The 14,860-nt window shown below is 71.6% G+C and carries 16 protein-coding genes and 4 tRNA genes; 12 read left to right on the plus strand and 8 right to left on the minus strand.

Translation table 11 applies throughout. The features are described 5' to 3' along the window. Window positions 1-77 precede the first annotated feature (77 nt). The gene (locus JWN97_RS06875) at window positions 78-812 is read right to left on the minus strand and encodes a copper homeostasis protein CutC (RefSeq protein ID WP_297620402.1); all 735 of its coding nucleotides are present in this window, start codon (window positions 810-812) and stop codon (window positions 78-80) included. 524 nt (window positions 813-1,336) lie between these two features. On the opposite strand from JWN97_RS06875, the gene JWN97_RS06880 reads away from it, so the two are divergent. Next, complete coding sequence (locus JWN97_RS06880; RefSeq protein WP_297620405.1) at window positions 1,337-1,960, plus strand: copper resistance CopC family protein; 624 nt, start codon at window positions 1,337-1,339, stop codon at window positions 1,958-1,960. Window positions 1,961-2,041: 81 nt separating this feature from the next. Next, window positions 2,042-2,114 (plus strand) — tRNA-Lys (locus tag JWN97_RS06885). A 104-nt stretch (window positions 2,115-2,218) separates the two neighbouring features. On the opposite strand, the gene JWN97_RS06890 is transcribed toward JWN97_RS06885, so the two are convergent. Continuing rightward, on the minus strand, window positions 2,219-3,688 hold the full coding sequence (locus tag JWN97_RS06890; protein WP_297620408.1) for an NAD(P)/FAD-dependent oxidoreductase: 1,470 nt from the start codon (window positions 3,686-3,688) through the stop codon (window positions 2,219-2,221). A 201-nt stretch (window positions 3,689-3,889) separates the two neighbouring features. Between JWN97_RS06890 and JWN97_RS06895 the strand changes: the two genes are divergently transcribed. Genes JWN97_RS06895 through JWN97_RS06905 form a run of 3 tightly spaced genes read left to right on the plus strand, consistent with a single transcriptional unit; the run spans window position 3,890 to window position 5,573 of the window. Continuing rightward, entirely contained in the window at window positions 3,890-4,822 is a 933-nt protein-coding gene (locus tag JWN97_RS06895) for an ATP-binding protein (protein WP_297620411.1), read from the plus strand. After that, the gene (locus tag JWN97_RS06900; protein ID WP_297620415.1) at window positions 4,819-5,220 is read left to right on the plus strand and encodes a CrcB family protein; all 402 of its coding nucleotides are present in this window, start codon (window positions 4,819-4,821) and stop codon (window positions 5,218-5,220) included. Before JWN97_RS06895 ends, JWN97_RS06900 begins: the two co-directional genes overlap by 4 nt. Further along, on the plus strand, window positions 5,217-5,573 hold the full coding sequence (locus JWN97_RS06905; RefSeq protein WP_297620418.1) for a CrcB family protein: 357 nt from the start codon (window positions 5,217-5,219) through the stop codon (window positions 5,571-5,573). Before JWN97_RS06900 ends, JWN97_RS06905 begins: the two co-directional genes overlap by 4 nt. Here the strand turns inward: JWN97_RS06905 and JWN97_RS06910 are convergent. From JWN97_RS06910 to JWN97_RS06920, 3 genes are all read right to left on the minus strand, one after another. Then, complete coding sequence (locus JWN97_RS06910) at window positions 5,570-5,923, minus strand: metallopeptidase family protein (RefSeq protein ID WP_297620453.1); 354 nt, start codon at window positions 5,921-5,923, stop codon at window positions 5,570-5,572. The genes JWN97_RS06905 and JWN97_RS06910 overlap by 4 nt on opposite strands. 88 nt (window positions 5,924-6,011) lie before the next feature. After that, window positions 6,012-6,088 (minus strand) — tRNA-Asp (locus tag JWN97_RS06915). An 81-nt stretch (window positions 6,089-6,169) separates the two neighbouring features. Further along, window positions 6,170-6,242, minus strand: a tRNA-Glu gene (locus JWN97_RS06920). Window positions 6,243-6,414: 172 nt separating this feature from the next. On the opposite strand from JWN97_RS06920, the gene JWN97_RS06925 reads away from it, so the two are divergent. The 7 genes from JWN97_RS06925 to JWN97_RS06955 all read left to right on the plus strand — a co-directional run bounded on the left by JWN97_RS06925 (window position 6,415) and on the right by JWN97_RS06955 (window position 12,245). After that, complete coding sequence (locus tag JWN97_RS06925) at window positions 6,415-6,807, plus strand: response regulator (RefSeq protein WP_297620456.1); 393 nt, start codon at window positions 6,415-6,417, stop codon at window positions 6,805-6,807. A gap of 67 nt (window positions 6,808-6,874) precedes the next feature. Then, on the plus strand, window positions 6,875-7,000 hold the full coding sequence (locus JWN97_RS06930; RefSeq protein WP_297620459.1) for a hypothetical protein: 126 nt from the start codon (window positions 6,875-6,877) through the stop codon (window positions 6,998-7,000). Between the two features lie 44 nt (window positions 7,001-7,044). After that, entirely contained in the window at window positions 7,045-8,148 is a 1,104-nt protein-coding gene (locus JWN97_RS06935) for a cytochrome P450 (RefSeq protein WP_297620462.1), read from the plus strand. Next, window positions 8,145-9,476 carry a HAMP domain-containing sensor histidine kinase gene (locus JWN97_RS06940; protein ID WP_297620465.1) on the plus strand — a complete coding sequence of 444 codons (1,332 nt, stop codon included), beginning with the start codon at window positions 8,145-8,147 and terminating at the stop codon, window positions 9,474-9,476. Before JWN97_RS06935 ends, JWN97_RS06940 begins: the two co-directional genes overlap by 4 nt. A gap of 52 nt (window positions 9,477-9,528) precedes the next feature. Then, a tRNA-Phe gene (locus JWN97_RS06945) sits at window positions 9,529-9,602 on the plus strand. A 92-nt stretch (window positions 9,603-9,694) separates the two neighbouring features. Next, a complete protein-coding gene (locus tag JWN97_RS06950; protein ID WP_297620468.1) occupies window positions 9,695-11,047 on the plus strand; it encodes a hypothetical protein in 1,353 nt (450 codons plus the stop codon). A 106-nt stretch (window positions 11,048-11,153) separates the two neighbouring features. Further along, the gene (locus JWN97_RS06955; RefSeq protein ID WP_297620470.1) at window positions 11,154-12,245 is read left to right on the plus strand and encodes a Glu/Leu/Phe/Val dehydrogenase dimerization domain-containing protein; all 1,092 of its coding nucleotides are present in this window, start codon (window positions 11,154-11,156) and stop codon (window positions 12,243-12,245) included. 273 nt (window positions 12,246-12,518) lie between these two features. On the opposite strand, the gene JWN97_RS06960 is transcribed toward JWN97_RS06955, so the two are convergent. The 3 genes from JWN97_RS06960 to JWN97_RS06970 form a co-directional block, all read right to left on the minus strand. Beyond that, window positions 12,519-12,713, minus strand: a complete 195-nt coding sequence (locus tag JWN97_RS06960; RefSeq protein ID WP_297620480.1) for a DUF3073 domain-containing protein — start codon at window positions 12,711-12,713, stop codon at window positions 12,519-12,521. Window positions 12,714-12,870: 157 nt separating this feature from the next. Next, window positions 12,871-13,968, minus strand: a complete 1,098-nt coding sequence (purM, locus tag JWN97_RS06965) for a phosphoribosylformylglycinamidine cyclo-ligase (RefSeq protein WP_297620473.1) — start codon at window positions 13,966-13,968, stop codon at window positions 12,871-12,873. Between the two features lie 24 nt (window positions 13,969-13,992). Next, the coding region (locus tag JWN97_RS06970; protein ID WP_297620477.1) for an amidophosphoribosyltransferase at window positions 13,993-14,860 on the minus strand (868 nt) is incomplete at its 5' end.

Raw genomic sequence — 14,860 nt, forward strand, 5'->3', positions numbered from 1 at the left:
CGCTCGACGACGTCTCGGACGTCGACCCGCTCGCCGGCGCGGTGCTGTTCCCCGGCGACACCGTCGCAAGGTGAGGCTCAGCGGCCCAGCGCGGCCATGACGTCGGCGACCACCGCCGCGCTGGTGACGCTGCGGCTCCCGTCGTCGTAGCCGACCGCCGTGCCGCGACCCGCGGAGTCGACCCGTCCGGGCGCGCGCAGGTGCACCTCGAGCGCCCCGGTCTCCGCGACGATGCGGGCCACGTTGCCCGGCCGTACGCCGCCGCCCACCGCGATCCGTACGTCGTCCCCGCCGCGCCGCACCAGGTCGGCGAGCACCGGCAGGTGGTCGACGGCCGGACCGCCACCACCGGAGGTGAGCACCCGCGTGATCCCGAGGTCCGCCAGCAGCCCGAGGGCGGCCGGCTTGTCGGTCACCGAGTCGAAGGCCTTGTGGAACGTGAGGGGCGCGTCGCCGCACGCGGCCACCAGTCGTCGTACGGCGTCCGTGTCGATGCCACCGTCGACGTCGAGCGTCCCGATGACGAAGCCGACCCGGCCGTCCGCGGGCACGTGCGCCCGCACCGCCTCGATGTCGGCCACCATCACCTCGACCTCCTGCGGGGAGTGGACGAAGTCGCCGGGCCGAGCCCGCACCAGCACCCTGACCTCGAGGCCGGGCGCCTGCTCGACGCAGTGCCGCACGAAGCCCAGCGTCGGCGTCGTCCCACCGTCGGCGAGGCCGGCGCACACCTCCAGCCCGTCGGCACCCGCGGCGGCGGCCAGGGCCGCTCCCCCGACGTCCTCCACGCAGATCTCGACGAGCGTGGTCATGGGGCCACGGTATGCCCGCGACGGCCGCGCACCCACCGCCCTCCCCGCTTCCCCAAGGATTCCTCAACCACCAGCACTGATGGTGGGGGCGGCCGAGGAAGTCCTCGACCGGACCCCGAGGGGAGCACACATGAACACGTCAGCAGGCACTGGCAAGCGGCGTCCGATCGCCGCTGTCGCACTTGCCCTTGTGGCTGGGGCGGCGGGGATCACGGTCGTCGCCTCCGCCATCGCACCTCCACCCGCACACCGCCAGGGAACCGTAGGGCTCAAGCAGGTCGGCCCGATCGACGAGGCCAACGGGTTCCCGCTCTGGTACAGGGACACCAACAACGTCAAGCTCGAGCTCTGCCTCGACCCCAGCGACTCGAACTGCATCATGGGCGACGTCCCCCACCCCGATCCAGCCGGTGTCGTTCCCCGAGCAGGACCCGCCCGAGGAGCTCATCGCCGGCATCCGCGAGGTCGTGGGCGGGCACCGCTCCTTGGCGCCGAACGCCCGAGCAGTCCTGGAGGCCTGACGCATGTCCGCCCGGAGGTCGCCGCAGCGCAGCGCGTCCACGACGCTCCGGACCGGGAACCGGATGCCTCGCGGCGGGGTGCTCGCCGCCGTGCTCGTCGCGGTCCTCGCAGCCGGACCCGGCGTGCCGGCGTCCGCGCACGCCGAGCTGCTCGCCAGCAGTCCCGGCGCCGGTGAGGCGGTACCGCTGGGCGTCGACGAGCTCCTGCTGTCCTTCGCGCAGGAGGTCCTGCCCGGATCGGGCTCGGTGCAGGTCGAGGGGCCCGGCGGCGAGGACGTCACCAGCGGCGAGGACGTGGTCGAGGACTCTCTCGTGCGGGTCCCGATCGCGGTGCAGGACAGCGGCACGCACACCGTCGGCTACCGCGTGGTCGCGGCGGACGGGCACGTCGTCGTCGGTGACTTCTCCTTCGACGTCGTGGCGGGCGCGCCGGGTCGACGGACCGCAGCCACGCTGCTGGCACCCGCTGCAGGTACGGCCACCGGTCCGCAGGGCACGTCGCCGCGTCTGCTCTGGGGCGGGTACACCGTGGCGCTGTGCGCCGCGCTGCTCGTGCTCCACGCCCAGCGTCGTCGCCTTCGGGGCGCCACGGTCGCCCCGAGGCCGGTGCCTGCGGAGGACCGTTGATCCTCCTGCCCCCGCCGCCTCCCGCACCCGCGGCGGGCCCGCTCTGAGATGATGCCCGGACGGGCAGGGAGACCTGCCCGCGGGCCTCTAGCTCAATGGGTAGAGCAGCGGACTTTTAATCCGTTGGTTCAGGGTTCGAGCCCCTGGAGGCCTACCGATCAGCAGTCACTCGGTCCGACGTGACCGGGCGCCCCTGCTCGCGGCACCGCGCCGCGGCTGGTGCACGACGCGGCGTACGACGACCGCGGACCGGTCGGGCTAGCGGACCTCGGGGACCCCGCGGGCGCCGGAGTCGGTGAGCTCGGCCTCACGCTCGGCCACCGCCTCGAGCTCCTGGCGCCGGGTCTCCTCCATCATCGCGCGGGTGGCGTCGTAGATGCCGGGGTCGGAGACCAGGTCGGCCGCACCGCGACGCAGGCGGGCCAGCGCGGCGCGGGCGAAGATCTGCTGCTCGGTGGTGGTGCGCTCGGAGCGGTTGTTGCTGATGAAGGTGATCGCCCACCTCATCAGCGCCGAGACCTGGTTCTTGAAGCCGGTGAGGTAGACGAGGTGCACGCCGAGCCACATCAGCCACGCCACGATGCCGGTGAGTCGCAGCTTGCCGACCATCGCCACCGCCCGGAAGCGGCTGATGATGGCCATCGAGCCCTTGTCGAAGTACTTGAACGGGGGCTGCGGCTGCTTGCCCTCGAGCCGGTGGCTGATCTCCTTGGCGGCGTACTTCGCGCCCTGGATGGCCACCTGAGCGACACCCGGGAGGTTGTCGAGGGCGATCATGTCGCCGACGACGAAGACCTCGGGGTGGCCCGGCAGGGTGAGGTCGGGGTTGACCGCGATCCGGCCGGCGCGGTCGAGCGGGGCGCCGGTCTGCTCCGAGAGCGTCTTGCCGAGCGGGTTGGCCTGCACGCCGGCCGCCCAGATCTTGGCGACGGAGTTGATCCGCTCGACACGGCCGTCCTTGAACTTCACCTCGAGGCCGCGCTCGTCGACCTCGGTGACCATGCCGCCGAGCATGACCTCGACGCCGAGCTTCTCCAGCTCGGCCTTGGCCTTCTCGCCCAGCTTGGCGCCGAACGGCGGCAGCACCTGGGTGGCCGCGTCGACCAGGACGACCCGCGCCGTGCGGGTGTTGATCGCGCGGAAGTCCTTGCGGAGCGTGTTGTGGGCAAGCTCGGCGATCTGGCCGGCCATCTCCACACCGGTGGGGCCGGCCCCGACCACGACGAAGGTGAGCAGGTGGTCGACGTCGTCGCCACGGGTGGCGCCGAGCTCGGCCATCTCGAAGGCGCCGAAGATCCGGCCGCGCAGCTCGAGGGCGTCGTCGATGCTCTTCATGCCCGGGGCGAACTCGGCGAAGTGGTCGTTGCCGAAGTAGGACTGGCTCGCGCCCGCGGCGACGAGCAGGGTGTCGTAGGAGGTCACCGTCTCGCGACCGAGGACCTGCGACGTGACCGTGCGGGCCTCGAGGTCGATGCCGTTGACCTCCCCGAGGATGACGCGGGCGTTGGCCTGGCTGCTGAGGATCTCGCGGGTCGGCGGGGCGATCTCGCCCTCGGACAGGATGCCCGTCGCGACCTGGTAGAGCAGGGGTTGGAAGAGATGGTGCGTGGTCTTCGCGATGACGGTGACGTCCACGTCGGCGCGGCGAAGTGCCTTGGTGCCGAACAACCCGCCGAAGCCGGAGCCGATCACGACCACCTTGTGGCGCGGTGCCTGCGTGGGGATCATGCTTGCTCCTAGGGTCGTAGGTGCGATCTGGTGATCTCTATTGTCCTCCCGGTCGCGCCGGGAGCGCGAAACGCCAGAAACGTCTCGTTGCTCACAGTTCCCAGACTCGCGAGAAACTAAGGTGCTTGTCGAGGTTTAGACCCGCCGCGTGCGGGTAGTCATCGCCCCACTGGACTGTCCACACCCTTGAAAAGAGTCCCAGTGCCGCTGAGCTCTGAGTTGACGCTTGCCTCGTCGCCGCGCGCCGCGGCCGACGCACGGCGATGGGTGAGCGACGTCTGCCAGCGACTCGAGCGCACCGACCTCGTCGAGTGCGCCGAGCTCGGCGTCTCCGAGCTCGTCGCCAACGCGATCATCCATGCGACCGGCCCCTTCAAGGTCCGGGTCCGTGGCACCGCCAGCCATCCGCGCATCGAGGTCGTCGACGGCTCGACGGACCCTCCCGTGCCGCCGGTGTCGGTGCCCGGTGACGACCTCGACCTGCTGCTGACGTTCGGGCGGGGGCTCACGATGGTCGCCCAGTGCGCGGCCGCGTGGGGTGCGACCATCGAGGCGGACGGCAAGATCGTGTGGTTCGAGCCGTCTGAGCAGATGACCGACGACGGCGCGGCCGAGTGGGTCATCGACCACCTCGAGCCGGTGGGCGCCGAGCCGACGAGCGACGCGGCCGTCGACATCCGCCTGATCGGCATCGACGTCCCCCTCTACACCTCCCTCAGCCGGCAGTACCACGAGCTGCGCCGCGAGCTGCGGCTCCTCTCGCTCTCCCACCAGTCCGACTACCCGCTCGCGGGCGACCTCACCGCGATGTTCGCCAACTTCGAGCGCCAGTTCCCCGACACCTACCGCGACCAGATGCGTGACGCGGAGGCCCGGGGGCTGCCCCGGGTCGACCTGACCTTCCCGTTGGTGCGCGAGGCCGCGCCCGTGTTCGTGACGATGACGGAGATGTTCGACGTCGCCGACGCCTTCTGCCGCGCCGAGCGGCTGCTGTCGCTGGCCCGGACCACGACCCAGCGGGCGTTCCACAACTGGCTCCTCGGCGAGCTGGTCCACCAGCTCGACGGTGCGAGCGCACAACCCTGGACCGGCCGATCGGACGCGTCTTCACACTCGACCAGCCAGGTCGGGTGAGCACCCGCGCACTGCGCGCGAGCGACCTGCTCCTCGTGGCAGCTGGAGGCGCGCTCGGCGCCGTGCTGCGCCACGCCGTCGACACGGCGGCACCCGACACGCTCTTCCCGTGGCCGACACTCGCGATCAACGTCGTCGGTGCGTTCGTGCTGGGCCTGCTGCCGGCACTGGGCGTCGTACGACGCTCGCGCCGGGTCGCGCTCGCCGTCGGCCCCGGCGTCCTGGGCGGGTTCACCACGGTGTCGGCGTGGGCCGGCCAGGTTCGCACGCTCGCGGACACCGGGCACGTCGGCGTCGCCGGGCTCTACCTCGTGGTCACCCTGGCCGCCGGGCTGGGGGCGGCCGCGCTCGGCCAGTGGATCGCGCCCGGCCCCGAGCCCGAGGGGGCCCTCGAGTGAGCACCCTCCTGACGGTGCTGCTCGTCGCGCTGGGCGCCGCGGTGGGCGCTCCCCTGCGCTACGTGCTGGCCCTCGCCCTCGACGCTCGCTTCCCGACCGGGATGCTGCTGGTCAACACGCTCGGCTCGGGGTTGTTCGGCGTCTTCGCCGCACTGTCGCTGGGCGATGCCGGCTGGGCGTTGCTCGGCACCGGCTTCTGCGGCGCCTTCACGTCGTTCTCCACCTTCGCCGTCCAGTCCGTCGAGCGCTCGGCGCGCGCGGCGACGGCGTACGTCCTCGCGACGACCGTCCTGGCGGTAGGCGCCTGTGCCCTCGGGTGGATGCTCGCCACCCGTTTGGATGGAGTCGGCTAACCCCAGCCCAGCTCGTGCAGACGCGCGTCGTCGAGGCCGAAGTGGTGGGCCACCTCGTGCACGACGGTGATCCGGACCTCCTCCTCGAGGTCCTCCTCGGTGTCGGCCATGTCGAGGAGCGGCCCGCGGAACAGCAGGATCCGGTCGGGGAGCATGCCGGAGTGGTTGGCGGGACGCTCGGTCAGCGCCAGCCCGTCGTAGAGGCCCAGCAGGTCGGGGTCGTCGGCCGGCGCCTCCGGCTCGACCAGCACGACCACGTTGTCGACCAGGCGGGCCACGTCGTCGGGCAGTCCGTCCAGGGCCCGGCCCACCATCGCGTCGAACTCCGCTGGATCAAGGTCAATCGGCATGGTCACAGCCTACGGAGACCCGAGAACGCTCCCGGCGAGCAAATGCCGAACAGGGTGAGCCTGGTGGCTCACCCTGTTCGGCATGCGTTGGCGACCCCGACGGGACTCGAACCCGCGGCCTCCGCCGTGACAGGGCGGCGCGCTAACCAACTGCGCTACGGGGCCAGGTGTTACTGGTGAAGCGGGTGGAACTCTAACCCATGGTCGACGGCTGCCACCAATCGGCGTCCGCCCCGGACCGGGTCGTACCCCCAACCGGATTCGAACCGGCGCTACCGCCGTGAAAGGGCGGGGTCCTGGGCCGCTAGACGATGGGGGCCAGCTTGCGCCGGGACGTGCCCGTTCAAGCGACGACAAGCATAGGGGCAGCCCCGCGCAGGGGCCCAAACCCGACCTCCGTCGAGCCCTGGCGCGGGCACTTGCCAAGCGTTGTCAAGAAATTCGTCAGCACATGTCAAGCGGGAACGGCAGTTTGTGACTAGCCTTCTCCTGTGGCTGGGGTGGCACGCGAACTGAGTTTCCTCGTTGTCGATGACAACGAGGACATCCGCGACGTCTTCTGCCGGCTCGTCGAACGTGCCGGGCACAAGGCGTCCACCGCCGGTGACGGCCAGGAAGCGGTGGACATCCTCCAGCGCGCGCACTTCGACGTGATGCTCCTCGACCTCACCATGCCGCGGATGAACGGCGTCGACGTCGTCCGCTGGCTGAAGTCCCACCCGGACGTCGCGCCCTCCCTCAAGGTGGTCGTGATCAGTGCATGGGCCGGCGAACACCGCGCGGTCCTCCAAGAACTCGGAATCGAGACTGTCATGCAGAAGCCACTGCGGATTCAGCAACTGACGGACCTGATTGCCGAGACACTGCTCGACCTCGAGTCCTGAACCCGTCCCTGAATGCTTCAACGGGTTCCGGTCTCGGAGTGGTGTCGCTCGCACGCCCATGCCGGGCGTGCTTCCAACCCCAACCCTGGAGAACAACATGATGAAGAGCATCCGCACCCGCATCGAGTCCAAGCGTGCTGCCAACCAGCTGCAGTCGCTGTACCTCTGGCGTCCGGCCCCCGGCCGCCGCTGACTCCTCGGTGAATCACGACTCGTGATGCACCAGCAGTGATGCACGTGGACAGCGCCGAGTCGGCCGGTGGTCGGCTCGGCGCTGTCCTCACCGCACCCCGCTCGGGTGTCGTCGCCCTCGGGCCCTCCGGCCCCTGGCTGACCACGACGCCCAGCCAGGCCCGTCAGGTCCTGACCGACACCGCACGCTTCGACTTCCCCGGAGACGTCAGCCGCAGCGGCGACCTCTCGGCGAGCCGGGGCGAGACCCGCTCGGGTCACCTCTTGTTCGCGCCGGTCACGCCCGACCAGGTGGCACGGGGACTCGCCACCTTCACGCACGAGTGGCAGTCCGCCCTCGACGACCACGACCGCCTCTCCCCGGGCACGCCGTACGACGCCATGGTGCTGCTGCGGCGGCCGGTGGCCCGCTCCACCACCGTCGCGGTGCTCACCGCGGCCAGCGACGCCCAGCGCGACGTCGTCGCGGACCAGGTCCTCGACTGGATCGACGCGCTCGCCCCCGTCATCGCCGCACGCCGACCACCCCACAGGTGGAGCCGCGCGCGCCGCGCCGAGCGCGACGCGCGGCTCACCCTTGAGGACACCCTCACCGCCATCCCGGAGCTCGAGGCCTCTCCCGCCCAGGTGGCGACCATGCTCGCCGCCGGGATCCAGGTCCCGATCGCCGCGGGGTCGTGGCTGCTGGCGTGGCTCGCGCACCGCCCGTGCCCGGGCGTCGACCCCGTCCACGCGGTCTGGGAGACGCTCCGGCTCACCCCGCCCACCTGGATCACGGCCCGGATCACGACGGCCGAGGTGGAGATCGACGGCCAGCACCTGCCGTCCGGAGCGGTGGTGATGGTCAGCCCGCTGCTCCTCGGACGCCTCCCCGCCCTGGTCGCCGGAGACCCCGCGCACCTCCGCGACTTCGACCCCGATCGGTGGCGTGAGGGCGCCCAGCGGCCCGGCGCGTGGCTGCCGTTCGGCGCCGGACCGCACGCCTGTCCGGGCCGCGCGCTGGGCATGGCCCAGCTCGTGCACCTGGCGCAGTGGTGCAGCGCACACGAAATGACCTTGAGCGAGTCCGTGACGATCGACCAGAGTCGGGGCATCGCCCCGCTACCGTGCCGATTCGACGTGTCCGCCAGAAAGGAGCCGCCCGCGTGATCGACCACCCCGCGCTGCAGGACACGTCCGTCCCGGGTCAGGCATCGCAGGAGGCGGTCGGGCTGGCGAAGTCGATCCTCGAGAGCGACATCGGCCTCAGCGCCGCCATCGACCTCGTCGCGAAGCACCTCCTCGCCGAGCCGCGCGTCGACGTGGTTGTCACCGCCCTCACCACCGTGTCCCCCGACGACAAGGACAGCTGGCTCCAGCTGGGCGGCCGGGCATGGGTCCGGGAGTGGGCACGGCCGGGCTCCACCCGCAGCTTCCTCCCCCCGCCGGGCGCCGGACCGGAGGCGGCGCTGAGCCAGCCCTGGCTCTCGCAGTTCGCCCGCAGCGGCGGCGTCGTCCTCGTCGACCGCGAGCTCCTCCCGCCCGAGGCCGCCCAGGACCGTGACGAGCTGAACCGGATCGGGGTCCGCAGCGTGATCGCGACCGCGTACCTCTCGGACGGGGAGATGTTCGGCAGCCTGTCGGCGGCCAGCACCGAGCCCGGCCCCTGGTCCGAGCGCCTCCTCCAGGACGTCCGGCTGCTCAACGCCGCCATCTCCTCCCGGATCACGCTGGAGCGCTCCCGGCACGCCCTCGCCGAGGCCCTCGAGACCGGCACCGAGGCCCAGCTGGCCTACCAGCAGTTCTTCGGCGCGGTGGGCCACGAGCTGCGCACGCCCCTTGCTGCGATCCTCGGCTACACCGAGGGACTCCTCGACGACGCCGGGCACGCACCCGCAGAGGTGGTGTCGGACGGCATGCTCCGCGACGGACCGGTCATCGTGCGGGCCTGCGAACAGCTGCTCGCGATGGTCGACAGCCTCCTCGGCGCCGGCCGGACGCTCACGGGCGCGGACCAGCGCCAGGGCATCGCGATCAGCGACGCGGTCGCCGACGTCGTCCACTGGCACCGCACGCCCGCGCAGAGCGCGCACGTGGAGATGCACGTCTCGGTGGACCCGGAGGCCACGGTCTGGGCGCACGCCTCAGGTGTGCGGCAGGTGCTCGCCAACCTGCTCGGCAACGCCATCGGCCACCACCGCCCCGAGGGCGGCAACGTCCACCTCTCCACCGAACCGCTGCTCGGCGAGAGCGGCCAGGCGATGGTGCGGATCATCGTGCGCGACGACGGACCCGGGCTCACTGCGGAGCAGATGCGGCACGTGTTCGACCCGTTCGTGCGCTTCGCCTCCGGCCGGAAGAAGGGCAGCGGCCTCGGACTGTCGATCTCCCGCACCGTCGCCGAGCGGGACGGCGGAGCGGTGCGGGGCGAGTCGACGCCCGGCGTGGGGTCGTCGTTCTGGCTCGAGCTCCCGGCCTTCGCGCCACCCGATGCGTGAGCCGAGCCGATTCCACCCGCGCCCGCGGGCTCATGTATCCTCGTCCCCGCTTGGGCAGGTAGCTCAGTTGGTACGAGCGATCGCCTGAAAAGTGATAGGTCGGCGGTTCGACCCCGCCCCTGCCCACAAGCACAGAAGGGCCCCGATCACGTCCCGATCGGGGCCTTTCTGCGACTCCGGTGGCTGCCCGTCCGAGGGGCCGTCGGTGGTGCGGCAGCATGGGCCGTGTGCTCCCCCGCCTCGAGATCGTGCGACGCCTGCGCCCGGTCGACCTCCTCGCACCGCACGCCGTCCGGGTGGACACGCGCACCGGGGGGATGGTCCCGATGCCCGCCGTCGCGCCGTACGTCACCGCGACCACCGCCGCACGCGACCGGTCCTCGCTGGCGCTGCACCTCGCCGACCACCGCCTCGGCGCCTTGCTCAAGGACGGGACGGTCTCGCTGACGATCACCCACGGTGGCGCGACCCGCGAGCTGCGCAGCCGTCGCTTCCAGCGTGCGACCGACCCCACCGAGCTGGCCCTGACGCTCACCGGGGCACACGTCACGGCGTGGACCCGCGAGACCGACCACTGGGTGGCGCGGGCGCGTCACGACCTCCGCGAGGACGACTCACCTGGGCGGCACCTCGACGTCCGCGACGAGGCGGCGCTGGCCGACCTCCGCGTCGAGCTCCCGACCTGGGGCGGCACCGCGGGCGGCTTCGGCCAGCTGGGCCTGCGCGACGTCCGGTTCGTGACCGAGGAGGACGGGCGCCCGCTCCGTGACGGGGAGGCGGTGTGGCTCACCGCGACCTCGGCCGGGCCGGGTTTCTTCGACACCGCCCACACCAGCGTCTGGCGGCTCGACCCCACCAGCCTCGACCTGACCCACTCCGCCGACCTCTACTTCCGGCGCCCCGACCGGCCGGGGGTCTTCGGCGACCACGCCACGCACCTGGTCCGCAGCGGGGACCGCTGGCTGGTGGCGACCAGCACCTGGGGAGACTTCGAGACCCCGACGACCCGCGCCGGGCGTCGTACGCCGACGGGGTTGCGGGTGACCCTCGCCGAGGCCGACACCGACCTGCTGCGCGGCACCCACGTCCTCGACACGCGGGACCTGCCGCTGCCCACCGAAGGCTTCTCCTCGATCGCCACGTGGGACCCCCACCTGGTCCGACGCGACGGCGAGTGGCTGGTCGGCTTCGTCAGCGCCCGTCGCTACTTCGACTTCCACCCCGCACTGGCCGGGGGGCCGACGCTGGGCGACCTGCGGCTGCTGGGCGCGGCCACCGGCCGCACGGCCACCGAGGGCACCACAATCGTCGAGGTGGACGGCCGCACGGTCGTGCTGGCGAGCGACGGACGCGACTCGCAGCGGGCCCAGCGGGCTCGGTTCCCGGTGTTCGACCTCGAGATGGGGGACGTCGGCCTGCTCGACGCGCCGTACCCGACCAACCTCCCCTGGCCGTCCCTCGCGGAGGTCGACGGAGGATGGCTGATGGCGACCTTCAACGGCACGCCGGCCGGCGGGAAGCTGCTCGGCTACGGCACGCACGGCGACCTGGTGCTGATGCGGTCCGGGTGATCACCCGGCGATACGCTGGTCGTCGTGACGGCGGTCACCACCCCTCGACCGCTCCGACCAGGCCAGCACACCCCGCGGCCGCACCCACCAGAAAAGGATCACCAGCATGTCGGGAGCACACAGTTCAGGAGTCGACGTCTTCGAGGTCGGCGCCGAGCACGAGCAGGTCGTCTTCTGCCACGACCGCGCGAGCGGCCTCAAGGCGATCATCGCGATCCACTCCACGGCACTGGGACCGGCCCTCGGCGGCACGCGGTTCTACCCCTACGCCAGCACCGACGACGCGATCGTCGACGTGCTCAACCTCTCGCGCGGCATGTCCTACAAGAACGCGCTCGCCGGCCTCGACCTCGGCGGCGGCAAGGCCGTCATCATCGGCGACCCGGCCGAGCTCAAGACCGAGGCCCTGCTGCGCGCCTACGGCCGCTTCGTGCAGTCGCTCGACGGCCGCTACTTCACCGCGTGCGACGTGGGGACCTTCAGCGAGGACATGGACCACATCGCCCGCGAGTGCGACTACGTCACCGGACGCACCGTCGCGCACGGGGGTGCGGGCGACAGCTCGGTGCTCACCGCCTTCGGCACCTTCCAGGGCATGCGCGCAGCCGCGGAGCAGGTCTGGGGCGAGCCCACGCTCGCCGGTCGCACCGTCGGGATCTCCGGCGTCGGCAAGGTCGGTCGCCACCTCGTGCGCCACCTGATCGAGGACGGCGCGACCGTCGTCGTCACCGACGTCCACGCGCCCTCCGTCGAGGCCATCCGCGCGGAGTTCCCCCAGGTGCAGGCCGTCGCCTCGACCAACGAGCTGGTCGCGAGCGAGATCGACGTCTACGCACCGTGCGCGATGGGCGGCGCGATCAACGACGAGGTCCTCGAGGTGCTGCGCGCACGGATCATCTGCGGTGCGGCCAACAACCAGCTCGCCCACCCGGGCATCGAGAAGCAGGTCGACGAGCGCGGCATCCTCTACGCCCCCGACTACTGCGTGAACTCCGGCGGGGTCATCCAGGTGGCCGACGAGCTCGAGGGCTTCTCCTTCGAGCGTGCCCAGCAGCGCGCCTCCGGCATCTTCGACACGACCCGCCAGGTCTTCGAGCTCGCCAAGGCCGATGGCGTCACCACCGCGGAGGCCGCCGACCGGCTCGCCGAGCGGCGGATGCGCGAGGTCGGCCGCCTGCGGGGCATCCACCTCCGCTGACCTGACGCTTGCGCGCACGCAGGACCCGTCGAGCTGACGCTTGTGCGCACCCAGGACCCGCCGAGCTGACGCCTGTGCGCACCACACGTGTGCACAAGCGTCAGGTCGGCACTCTCCGTGCGTGCACAAGTGTCAGGTCGGCACTCTCCGTGCGTGCACATGCGTCAGCTCGGCACGTCTCACACAGGCAGACGCGTCAGCTCGGCGCGTGGGCGCGCACGGGCGCACTCGTAGGCCCGCTCAGCCGGGGCCGAGGGTGGCGGAGTGCGTCAGTCAGTCTGCGCGACGACGGGGGTCGGCATAGTCCGACCACTCGTCCTCGTCCGGTTCGACCTCGGTCGCCCGGGGATGAGAGTTTTCCTCACCGTGCAGCTCCTTCGCCAACGCGCCGAAGTCCGTCTCGTGAGTCCGGTACTTCAGGTCGCGTGCGACCTTGGTCTGCTTCGCCTTCGCTCGGCCGCGCCCCATAGGGTCGACCCCCTCGCACACTTGGCCGGGGCCCTCGAGGACAACCTCGACGCGCCCGGTCTGATCGGTCACATATCGTGGGCATAACGCTACCTGAGCGGTGGCTGTTCCCGCACACCAAGGTCCGGCATTTCGTCCGCCCTCCGCGAATTTCGGCTCACCAGCCCGGGTGCTGGCCCTCCAGCACGACCCGACCGCCCTGCTCGCGGTCCAGGCGGGCCTCCCCTGCGACCCACGCGCGGATGCCGTGGCCGGCGAGCAGGGAGATGGCGGCGTCGACCGACTCGGGCGCGGTGAGCGAGACCATCCCGACGCCGCAGTTGAGGGTCGCCTCGAGGTCGGCCTGCGACACCTCGCCCACCCGGCGTACGACGTCGAAGACCGGCTGCGGCGTCCACGTCGAGCGGTCGATGCGCACCGACAGCTCCTCGGGGAGCACCCGCTCGAGGTTGGCGGCGAGCCCTCCGCCGGTCACGTGGGACATGGCGTGGGTCTCGGTGCGGTCGGCGAGGTCGAGGCACGCCTTGGCATAGATGCGGGTGGGCTCGAGCAGCTCCTCGCCGAGCGTGCGGCCGAAGTCGTCGACCTGCCGGTCGACGGTCCAGCCGGCGCCCCCCTGATCAGGAGAGCCGAGGAGGACGTGGCGCACCAGCGAGTAGCCGTTGGAATGCAGCCCGCTGGCCTCCATCGCGATGACGACGTCACCGGGACGGACCCGGCCGGGGCCGAGCAGCTTGCTGGCCTCGACCACACCGGTCGTCGCGCCCGCGACGTCGTAGTCGTCAGGGTCGAGCAGCCCGGGGTGCTCGGCCGTCTCGCCGCCGATCAGCGCGCAGCCTGCGACGACGCACGCCTCCGCGATGCCCTTGACGATGGCAGCGATCCGCTCGGGCACCACGCGGCCGCAGGCGATGTAGTCGGTCATGAAGAGCGGCTCGGCGCCACAGACGACCAGGTCGTCGACGACCATGCCGACCAGGTCGAAGCCGATGGTGTCGTGCACGTCCATCAGCTGTGCGATCGCGACCTTGGTGCCGACGCCGTCGGTCGACGTCGCGAGCAGCGGGCGCTCGTAGCGCGTCAGGGCGGTGGCGTCGAAGAGACCGGCGAAGCCACCGAGGCCGCCGATCATCTCCGGGCGCCGGGCCTTCTCGACCCACCCCTTCATCAGGTCGATCGCGCGGTCGGCCGCCTCGATCGAGACACCTGCGGCGGCGTAGGCACCCTCGGCTGGGGCGCTGGTCGACTCGGTCACGTCTCTCCTAGGGGCGGCGGACGGTCAGGGGTTGTTGAGGACCGGCAGGGCGCGGCCCATCGTCGGCGACTGCAGGGTCGCCTCGAGCAGGTGCTTGCCGAGGAGGCTCTCGTCGGGCAGCTCGATGGGGTACTCGCCGGTGAAGCATGCCGTGCACAGCCGCGAACGGGACTGCTTCGTCGCGTCGACCATGCCGTCGAGTGAGATGTAGCCGAGGGTGTCGGCCCCGACGCTCGCGGCGATCTCCTCCGGGCTCAGCCCGTTTGCGATCAGCTCGGCCCGGGTCGCGAAGTCGATGCCGTAGAAGCACGGCCACTTGACCGGCGGGCTGGAGATGCGGACGTGCACCTCGAGGGCGCCGGCCTCGCGCAGCATCCGGACCTGGGCGCGCTGGGTGTTGCCGCGGACGATCGAGTCGTCCACGACGACGATGCGCTTGCCGCGGATCATGTGGTCGAGGGCGTTGAGCTTGAGCCGGATGCCGAGCTGACGCAGCGTCTGGCTGGGCTGGATGAAGGTGCGGCCGACGTAGGCGTTCTTGACGAAGCCCTGGCCGAACGGGATGCCGCTCTCCTCGGCGTACCCGGCCGCGGCCGGGGTGCCGGACTCGGGGACGGGGATCACGAGGTCGGCCTCGACCGGGAACTCGCGAGCCAGCTGGCGACCCATCTCGACGCGGGACTCGTGGACGCTGCGACCGCTGATGGTGGCGTCGGGACGGGCGAGGTAGACGTACTCGAAGACACAGCCCTTGGGTGCGGCGGGCGCGAAGTGCTGGGAGCGCAGCCCGTCCTCGTCGATGGCGATCAGCTCGCCGGGCTCGACCTCGCGGACGAAGGACGCGCCACAGATGTCCAGCGCCGCGGTCTCACTGGCGACCACCCAGCCGCGC

It is taken from the genome of Nocardioides sp., from assembly GCF_025965415.1.
In the GTDB taxonomy this organism is placed as follows: domain Bacteria; phylum Actinomycetota; class Actinomycetes; order Propionibacteriales; family Nocardioidaceae; genus Nocardioides.

Coding starts and splice junctions, on each gene's coding strand:
- JWN97_RS06875 (WP_297620402.1), bottom strand. CDS start 812: ATGACCACGCTCGTCGAGATCTGCGTGGAGGACGTCGGGGGAGCGGCC.
- JWN97_RS06880 (WP_297620405.1), top strand. CDS start 1,337: ATGTCCGCCCGGAGGTCGCCGCAGCGCAGCGCGTCCACGACGCTCCGG.
- JWN97_RS06890 (WP_297620408.1), bottom strand. CDS start 3,688: ATGATCCCCACGCAGGCACCGCGCCACAAGGTGGTCGTGATCGGCTCC.
- JWN97_RS06910 (WP_297620453.1), bottom strand. CDS start 5,923: ATGCCGATTGACCTTGATCCAGCGGAGTTCGACGCGATGGTGGGCCGG.
- JWN97_RS06950 (WP_297620468.1), top strand. CDS start 9,695: ATGGGCCGTGTGCTCCCCCGCCTCGAGATCGTGCGACGCCTGCGCCCG.
- JWN97_RS06955 (WP_297620470.1), top strand. CDS start 11,154: ATGTCGGGAGCACACAGTTCAGGAGTCGACGTCTTCGAGGTCGGCGCC.
- JWN97_RS06960 (WP_297620480.1), bottom strand. CDS start 12,713: ATGGGGCGCGGCCGAGCGAAGGCGAAGCAGACCAAGGTCGCACGCGAC.